Genomic DNA, 6,595 nt, shown 5'->3' on the forward strand with positions numbered 1-6,595 from the left:
CAAGGGCGAGGCGATGACCTCTTCGTCATTGAGAGGCGCGAAGCGACGAAGCAATCCAGCTTAGTGCACTGAGCTGGATTGCTTCGTGGAGCCTGTGCCCGGAAGGCGCGAAGCGCCGATCCGGATGCTCGCAATGACGGGAAATGTCGTCAGCGGAACGCCTTCAGCGCCGCCTTGCCGGGAAAGTAAGCGCTCGAGCCGAGCTCCTGCTCGATCCGCAGCAGCTGGTTGTACTTGGCGGTGCGATCGGCGCGCGCAAGCGAGCCGGTCTTGATCTGCCCGCAATTGGTGGCGACCGCGAGGTCGGCGATGGTCGAGTCTTCCGTCTCGCCGGAGCGATGCGACATCACCGCGGTGTAGCCGGCCTTGTGGGCCATCTCGACGGCGGCGAGCGTCTCGGTCAGCGTGCCAATCTGGTTGACCTTGATCAGGATCGAATTGGCGCGGCCGGCCTTGATGCCGTCGGCCAGGCGCGAGACGTTGGTGACGAACAGATCGTCGCCGACCAGCTGGCACTTGTCGCCGATCAGATCGGTGATCGCCTTCCAGCCTTCCATATCGTCTTCGGCCATGCCGTCTTCGATCGACACGATCGGATAGCGCGACACCAGATCGGCGAGATACTTGGCCTGCTCCTGCGGCCCGAGGCTGCGGCCCTCGGCTTCATAGACGTACTTGCCGTTCTTGAAGAACTCGGTCGACGCCGGATCGAGCGCGATCATGACGTCTTCGCCGGCCTTGAAGCCGGCCTTGCCGATCGCCGACAGCACGAAATCGAGCGCGGCATCTGCCGACGGCAGGTTCGGCGCGAAGCCGCCTTCGTCGCCGACATTGGTGTTGTGGCCGGCCTTCTTCAGCTCGCCCTTCAGCGTGTGGAAGATTTCCGAACCGTAGCGCAGCGCTTCCGAGAAGCTCGGCGCGCCGACCGGCATGATCATGAATTCCTGGAAGTCGATCGGATTGTCGGCATGCGCGCCGCCATTGATGATGTTCATCATCGGCACCGGCAGCGTCCGCGCCGAGGTGCCGCCGACGTAGCGATACAGCGGCAGATCGTAGGACGAGGCCGCCGCCTTGGCGACCGCGAGCGACACGCCGAGGATGGCGTTGGCGCCGAGCCGGCCTTTGTTGGGGGTGCCGTCGAGATCAATCATGGCCTGGTCGATCTGGACCTGGGCCTCGGCGTCCATGCCGCCCAGCGCGTCGAACAGCTCGCCATTGACGGCTTCGACAGCCTTCAGCACGCCTTTGCCGAGATAGCGCTCCTTGTCGCCGTCGCGCAGTTCGACCGCCTCGTGGGCACCCGTCGAGGCGCCCGACGGCACGGCGGCGCGGCCGACCGAGCCGTCTTCCAGAACGACATCGACTTCCACCGTCGGGTTGCCACGGCTGTCGAGGATTTCGCGGCCGATGATGTCGACGATGGCGGTCATGGATGCCTCTTAAAGGGATTGTGATGGCGGGATGGCGCCGCTTCTACAGCATGGTGTCGTGACGGGAAAGACCGGGGCGGAGATGACGGCGGCCCGACGAACGGCTAAGACGTCCGCCATGACCAAAACCCGCTCGAAATCCACCGGAAAAGCTGCCGCAACCAAGGGCCTCCAGCTCGGCCATGCCGTCGAATGGCCGACCTCCCCGGAAGCCGCCCGGCTCGACCGCGTGCCAAATCCGCAGGCCGACACCAATTTCCTGGCTCGCTTCACAGCGCCGGAATTCACCTCGCTGTGCCCGGTGACCGGACAGCCGGATTTCGCCCATCTGGTGATCGACTACGTGCCGGGCGCGTGGCTGCTCGAATCCAAGTCGCTGAAGCTCTACCTCGCCAGCTTCCGCAACCACGGCGCCTTCCACGAGGATTGCACGGTGGCGATCGGCAAACGCATCGCGCAAGAGATCAAACCGAAATGGCTGCGTATCGGCGGCTACTGGTACCCGCGCGGCGGCATTCCGATCGACGTGTTCTGGCAGACCGGCAAACTGCCGGCCGGAGTCTGGGTGCCCGAGCAAGGGGTGCAGCCGTATCGCGGACGGGGCTGAAGCCGCCGGCCGGAACTACACCGTGACCGGTCTCACTGAGGGCTCGATTTTTCAGCGCTAGGTGGTACAAACTAGAACTATTACGAATTGCGGCGATCGGCCGCTGCCGTGCTTGCATGCCGGCCGACAGGATTTCAAACGATGGCATTGCGATTTTTGGGAATCGCCGTTGCGGCTGTCGCACTCGTCTTCGGCTTGACTTTACCAGGCCTCGCCGAGACCCGGATCGCCTTGGTGATCGGCAACGGCGCCTATCGCAACATTCCGCGCCTGCCGAATCCGCCGAAAGACGCCACTGCAGTCGCCGCCGCACTTGAACGATCCGGTTTCGACACGATCAAGGCGATTGATCTCGATGAGCGCGGCATGGAAGACGCTGCCATCCGCTTCGCCAAGGCGGCGCGTAGCGCCGACGTCGCGCTGTTCTACTACAGCGGCCATGCAATGCAGTTCAACGGCGTCAACTATCTGGCGCCGGTCGATGCGACGCTGACGGACGAGTCCGATCTGCGCCGGCTGACCCGGGTCGACGAGATCGTGGCCGATCTGCAGCAGGCCAAGACTCTGCGCATTCTTGTGCTGGATTCCTGCCGCGACAATCCGCTGGCCGAACAATTGCGCCGCTCGATCGGCAAGACGCGGGCGATCCCGGTCGGGCATGGCCTCGCCAAGGTAGACGCGCCGCAGGGCATGATCATGGCCTATGCTACGCAGGCCGGCCACACCGCCGAAGACGGCGACGGAGACAACAGCCCCTACACCGCCGCCTTCCTCAAGCACATCGAGGAGCCGGAGGAGATCGGATCGATCTTCCGCTCCGTGAGCGAAGATGTCTACGAAACGACCAAGCATACGCAGCTGCCGGAACTATCGCTGTCGATTATCGGGCGGTTCTATCTGCACGGCCAACCGCCGGCTAAAGCCAACGGCGTCGCTCCGGTCGCAGCACCGGCGCCGCAGATCAACCCGACCGGCGTCGATTTTGCAGCCGCCGTAGAGGCCAACACCATCGCCGCCTGGGAGGAATTCCTCAGCCGTCATCCGGAAGGCTCCTATGCCGAACTGGCACGCGAACGCAAAGCGCGCCTACTGGACAACGACAAGGACAAGCCGTCCCGCCCCGACGCCGAGCCGACCAAGCTTGCGGCGCTCACGCCGGGCCGCGGCAGCGATCCGGCGCCGGCGGTCGAGTTGCCCAAGGCGCTGCAGACCGAACTTCGCCGCGTCGGCTGTAATACCGGATCGGTCGACGGCAAATGGGACGCGACATCACAGGAGGCGATGAAGCTGTTCAACAAGCACGCCGGCCTCAAGCTCGACGTCAAGCTGGCGAGCCTCGATGCACTCGACGTAGTCAAGAGCCGGTCAGGCCGCGTCTGCCCGCTGTCATGCGAGCGCGGATACAAGCCGGATGGCGACCTCTGCGTGAAGATCGTCTGCGACAGCGGTTATCACCTCTCCGACGACAATCGCTGCGAACGCGACGCGCGCGAAGAGCGCCGCCCGCGCGAGGCGGCGCGCCATCCGCCTGCCGTCCGGAACGTCGCGCCAGCGGAGCCGGAGATCGGCATGACCGGCGGTCCCGGTGCCGGCGGCCATATGGGGTCGCGGGGGACCGGCCGAGAGCAGCGGCTCGCACGTCAGCAGGCTGGCTACCGGTCCTGCATGGGCCCGCTTCCTGGCTGCTACGAACGCGCGATCCGGCGCATGAGCCCGGACTCCGCACGCGCTTGGTGCACTCGCAAGCCGACCTGCTGACCTGGGATCGCATCGGCTCCAATATGGCGCTTCGAAGACACCAACAGCTGGAACTTCACGGCATCGGGAACGTTGGCAGGGAACCTTCTTCATGCCAAGCGGAGCGTCCCATTGGATCGGCGGCAAGTTCTGACGGGCCTTGCGGCGATTCCGTTGCTACAAATTCGTTCGGCGTCGGCCGCGGTTCAGGCTGCTGATAAGGCACAGCCGTTCGATCCCTCGGTCGTGCGCCAGATCGCGCGCGACCTTGCCGCAAAGCCTTACCAGGCGCCCGACAGCAAGCTGCCAGCGCCGCTCTCCGATCTGAATTACGACGCTTACCGGGCGATCCGCTTCAACCCCGATCGCGCGCTGTGGCGCGGCGATCACCTGCCGTTTCAGGTGCAGTTCTTTCATCGCGGCTTTCTGTTCAAGAACCGGGTGACGATCTACGAAGTCAGCGGCGGCCAGGCCAAGCCGATCCCGTATCGTCCGGACGATTTCTCGTTCGGCAACACGCCGCCGCCCGCGCCTGACACCGATCTGGGCTTCGGCGGCTTCAGGATTCACGCGCCGATCAACAAGCCGGACTACTACGACGAACTCTGCGTCTTCCTCGGCGCGACCTATTTCCGCGCCGTCGCCAAGGGGCAGCATTATGGGCTGTCGGCTCGTGGCCTGTCGGTCGATACCGGACAGAGCAGCGGCGAAGAGTTTCCGCTGTTCAAGGCGTTCTGGCTGGAGCGGCCGTCGCCGGACGCCTCGTCGATGGTCGTCCACGCGCTGCTCGACAGCAAGAGCGTCGCCGGCGCCTACCGCTTCACCATCCGCCCCGGCGATACCACGGTGTTCGACGTCGAGGCTGCGATCTATCCGCGTGTCGATCTGGAGCATGCAGGCCTCGCGCCGATGACCAGCATGTTCTTCTTCGGCCCCAACGATGCCAGCGACGTGCCGGATTTCCGCCCGGCGGTGCACGATTCCGACGGGCTGGCGATCTACAACGGCCGCGGCGAGCAGTTGTGGCGGCCGCTCTGCAATCCGCGCGACCTGCAGATCAGTTCGTTCGCCGATCAGAACCCGCGCGGCTTCGGACTGATGCAACGCGAGCGCAATTTCGCCGGCTATCAAGACCTCGAGTCCCGCTTCGAACAGCGGCCGAGCCTGTGGGCCGAGCCGATCGGTGATTGGAGCGAGGGCGTCGTCAAGCTGATCGAGATTCCCACCAAGGAAGAAGTGCACGACAACATCGCCGCCTTCTGGGAGCCGAAGGGGCCGCTCAAGGCAAAGGGCGAGCACATCTACACCTACCGCCTGCATTGGGGGCCGGACACGCCCAAGCCGTCGTCGCTGGCGCGTTTCTCGCGGACCGGTGTCAGCGCGCGCAGCGATTCCGAGCATCTGTTCGTGCTCGATATCACCGGTGACAAGCTGAAGGGCCTCGATCCCGCGACGGTCCGGGCGACTGTGACGACCAACAAAGGCGAGATCCGCAATGTCGTGACCCAGCCCAATCCGATGACCGAAGGCTGGCGGCTCAGCTTCGAGCTGGCGAGCGACCAGCCGCCGGTCGAATTACGCGCGATCCTGATGGCGGGCGAGATCGCGCTGTCCGAAGTGTGGGTCTACCGATGGACGCCGTGATGCGGCCACGGAGCGAGTTCGGCGAACCGCGGCCCAAACTGGAGCCGCTGCCCGCAGAATCGCCTCTGGCGATGCCGGTGCAGTCGTTCGGCGAGCCGCCGGCCCGCGCGATCGAATGGTCGAAGACGACGCGCGCAGGCCGGTGGCGGCGTGCGCTGATCATGCTGGCGACCGCGCTGCTGACATTGGCCGGCGCCGACGAGATGTACCAGGTGCTCAAGGTCGGCGGCGTGACCATCCTTGAAGGCATCGTGCTGCTGCTGTTCGTCGCGCTGTTCGCATGGGTGGCGCTGTCGTTCGTCTCGTCGCTGGTGGGCTTCGCGACCTTGCTGCGCGGCTGGCGCGACGATCTCGGCCTCGCCGCGGACGGTCCGCTGCCTGCGATTTCCGCCCGCGTCGCGATGCTGCTGCCGACCTACAACGAAGATCCGCAGACCGTGTTGGCGCGCCTGCAGGCGACGCGTGAATCCGCCGACGCGACCGGATCAGGCGGCCAGTTCGACTGGTACATCCTCAGCGACACCACCGACCCCAATGTCTGGGCGCAGGAAGAGCGATGCTTCCTCGCGCTCGCCGCCCAGGGCGACCGACTGTTCTATCGCCACCGCGCGGACAATCACGCCCGTAAGTCCGGCAACATTGAGGACTGGGTCAAGCGCTTCGGTGCCGGCTACGACTTCATGATCATTCTCGACGCCGACAGCGTGATGACCGGCGACGCGCTGGTGCGGCTCGCCGGCGCGATGGAGCAAAATCCGGATGTCGGGCTGATCCAAAGCCTGCCGGTCGTAGTGAACGCGCGAACGCTGTTCGCGCGGCTGCAGCAATTCGCGGGGCGCATGTATGGGCCGATGATCGCCGCCGGCGTGGCGTGGTGGCACGATTCCGAAAGTAACTACTGGGGCCACAACGCGATCATCCGGGTCGCGGCTTTCGCGTCTTGCACCGGCCTGCCGATCCTGCCCGGACGCAAGCCGTTCGGCGGCAGCATTCTCAGCCACGACTTCGTCGAGGCGGCGCTGATGCGCCGCGCCGGCTGGCGCATTCATCTGGCGCCGACGCTGCGCGGCAGCTACGAAGAAGTGCCGCCGACGATGCTGGATGTCGCCGCGCGCGACCGGCGCTGGTGCCAGGGCAATCTGCAGCAAACCAAGATTTTGCCGGCCCGTGGCCT

General features: G+C 65.2%; 5 protein-coding genes. 4 read left to right on the forward strand and 1 reads right to left on the reverse strand.

Features of this window, described 5'->3' with window-relative positions:
- Window positions 1-149: 149 nt before the first annotated feature.
- Complete coding sequence (eno, locus tag I5M_RS28505) at window positions 150-1,433, reverse strand: phosphopyruvate hydratase (protein WP_022724514.1); 1,284 nt, start codon at window positions 1,431-1,433, stop codon at window positions 150-152.
- Between the two features lie 118 nt (window positions 1,434-1,551).
- On the opposite strand from eno, the gene queF reads away from it, so the two are divergent.
- The 4 genes from queF to mdoH form a co-directional block, all read left to right on the forward strand.
- Window positions 1,552-2,040, forward strand: a complete 489-nt coding sequence (gene queF / locus I5M_RS28510) for a preQ(1) synthase (RefSeq protein ID WP_022724515.1) — start codon at window positions 1,552-1,554, stop codon at window positions 2,038-2,040.
- Window positions 2,041-2,181: 141 nt separating this feature from the next.
- Window positions 2,182-3,798, forward strand: coding sequence for a caspase family protein (locus I5M_RS31070; RefSeq protein ID WP_083909709.1), 1,617 nt, complete (start codon window positions 2,182-2,184; stop codon window positions 3,796-3,798).
- Window positions 3,799-3,909: 111 nt separating this feature from the next.
- Entirely contained in the window at window positions 3,910-5,421 is a 1,512-nt protein-coding gene (locus I5M_RS28520; protein WP_022724517.1) for a glucan biosynthesis protein G, read from the forward strand.
- Window positions 5,409-6,595 (forward strand): glucans biosynthesis glucosyltransferase MdoH (gene mdoH, locus I5M_RS28525; protein WP_022724518.1); only part of this gene is annotated, 1,187 nt, incomplete at its 3' end. The genes I5M_RS28520 and mdoH, both read left to right, overlap by 13 nt.

It is taken from the genome of Rhodopseudomonas sp. B29 (assembly GCF_000333455.1).
Taxonomy (GTDB): Bacteria; Pseudomonadota; Alphaproteobacteria; order Rhizobiales; family Xanthobacteraceae; genus Rhodopseudomonas.

What these genes read in the sequence shown, in the direction of transcription:
- eno (WP_022724514.1), bottom strand. Translation starts at nt 1,433, where the DNA reads ATGACCGCCATCGTCGACATCATCGGCCGCGAAATCCTCGACAGCCGT.
- queF (WP_022724515.1), top strand. Translation starts at nt 1,552, where the DNA reads ATGACCAAAACCCGCTCGAAATCCACCGGAAAAGCTGCCGCAACCAAG.
- I5M_RS31070 (WP_083909709.1), top strand. Translation starts at nt 2,182, where the DNA reads ATGGCATTGCGATTTTTGGGAATCGCCGTTGCGGCTGTCGCACTCGTC.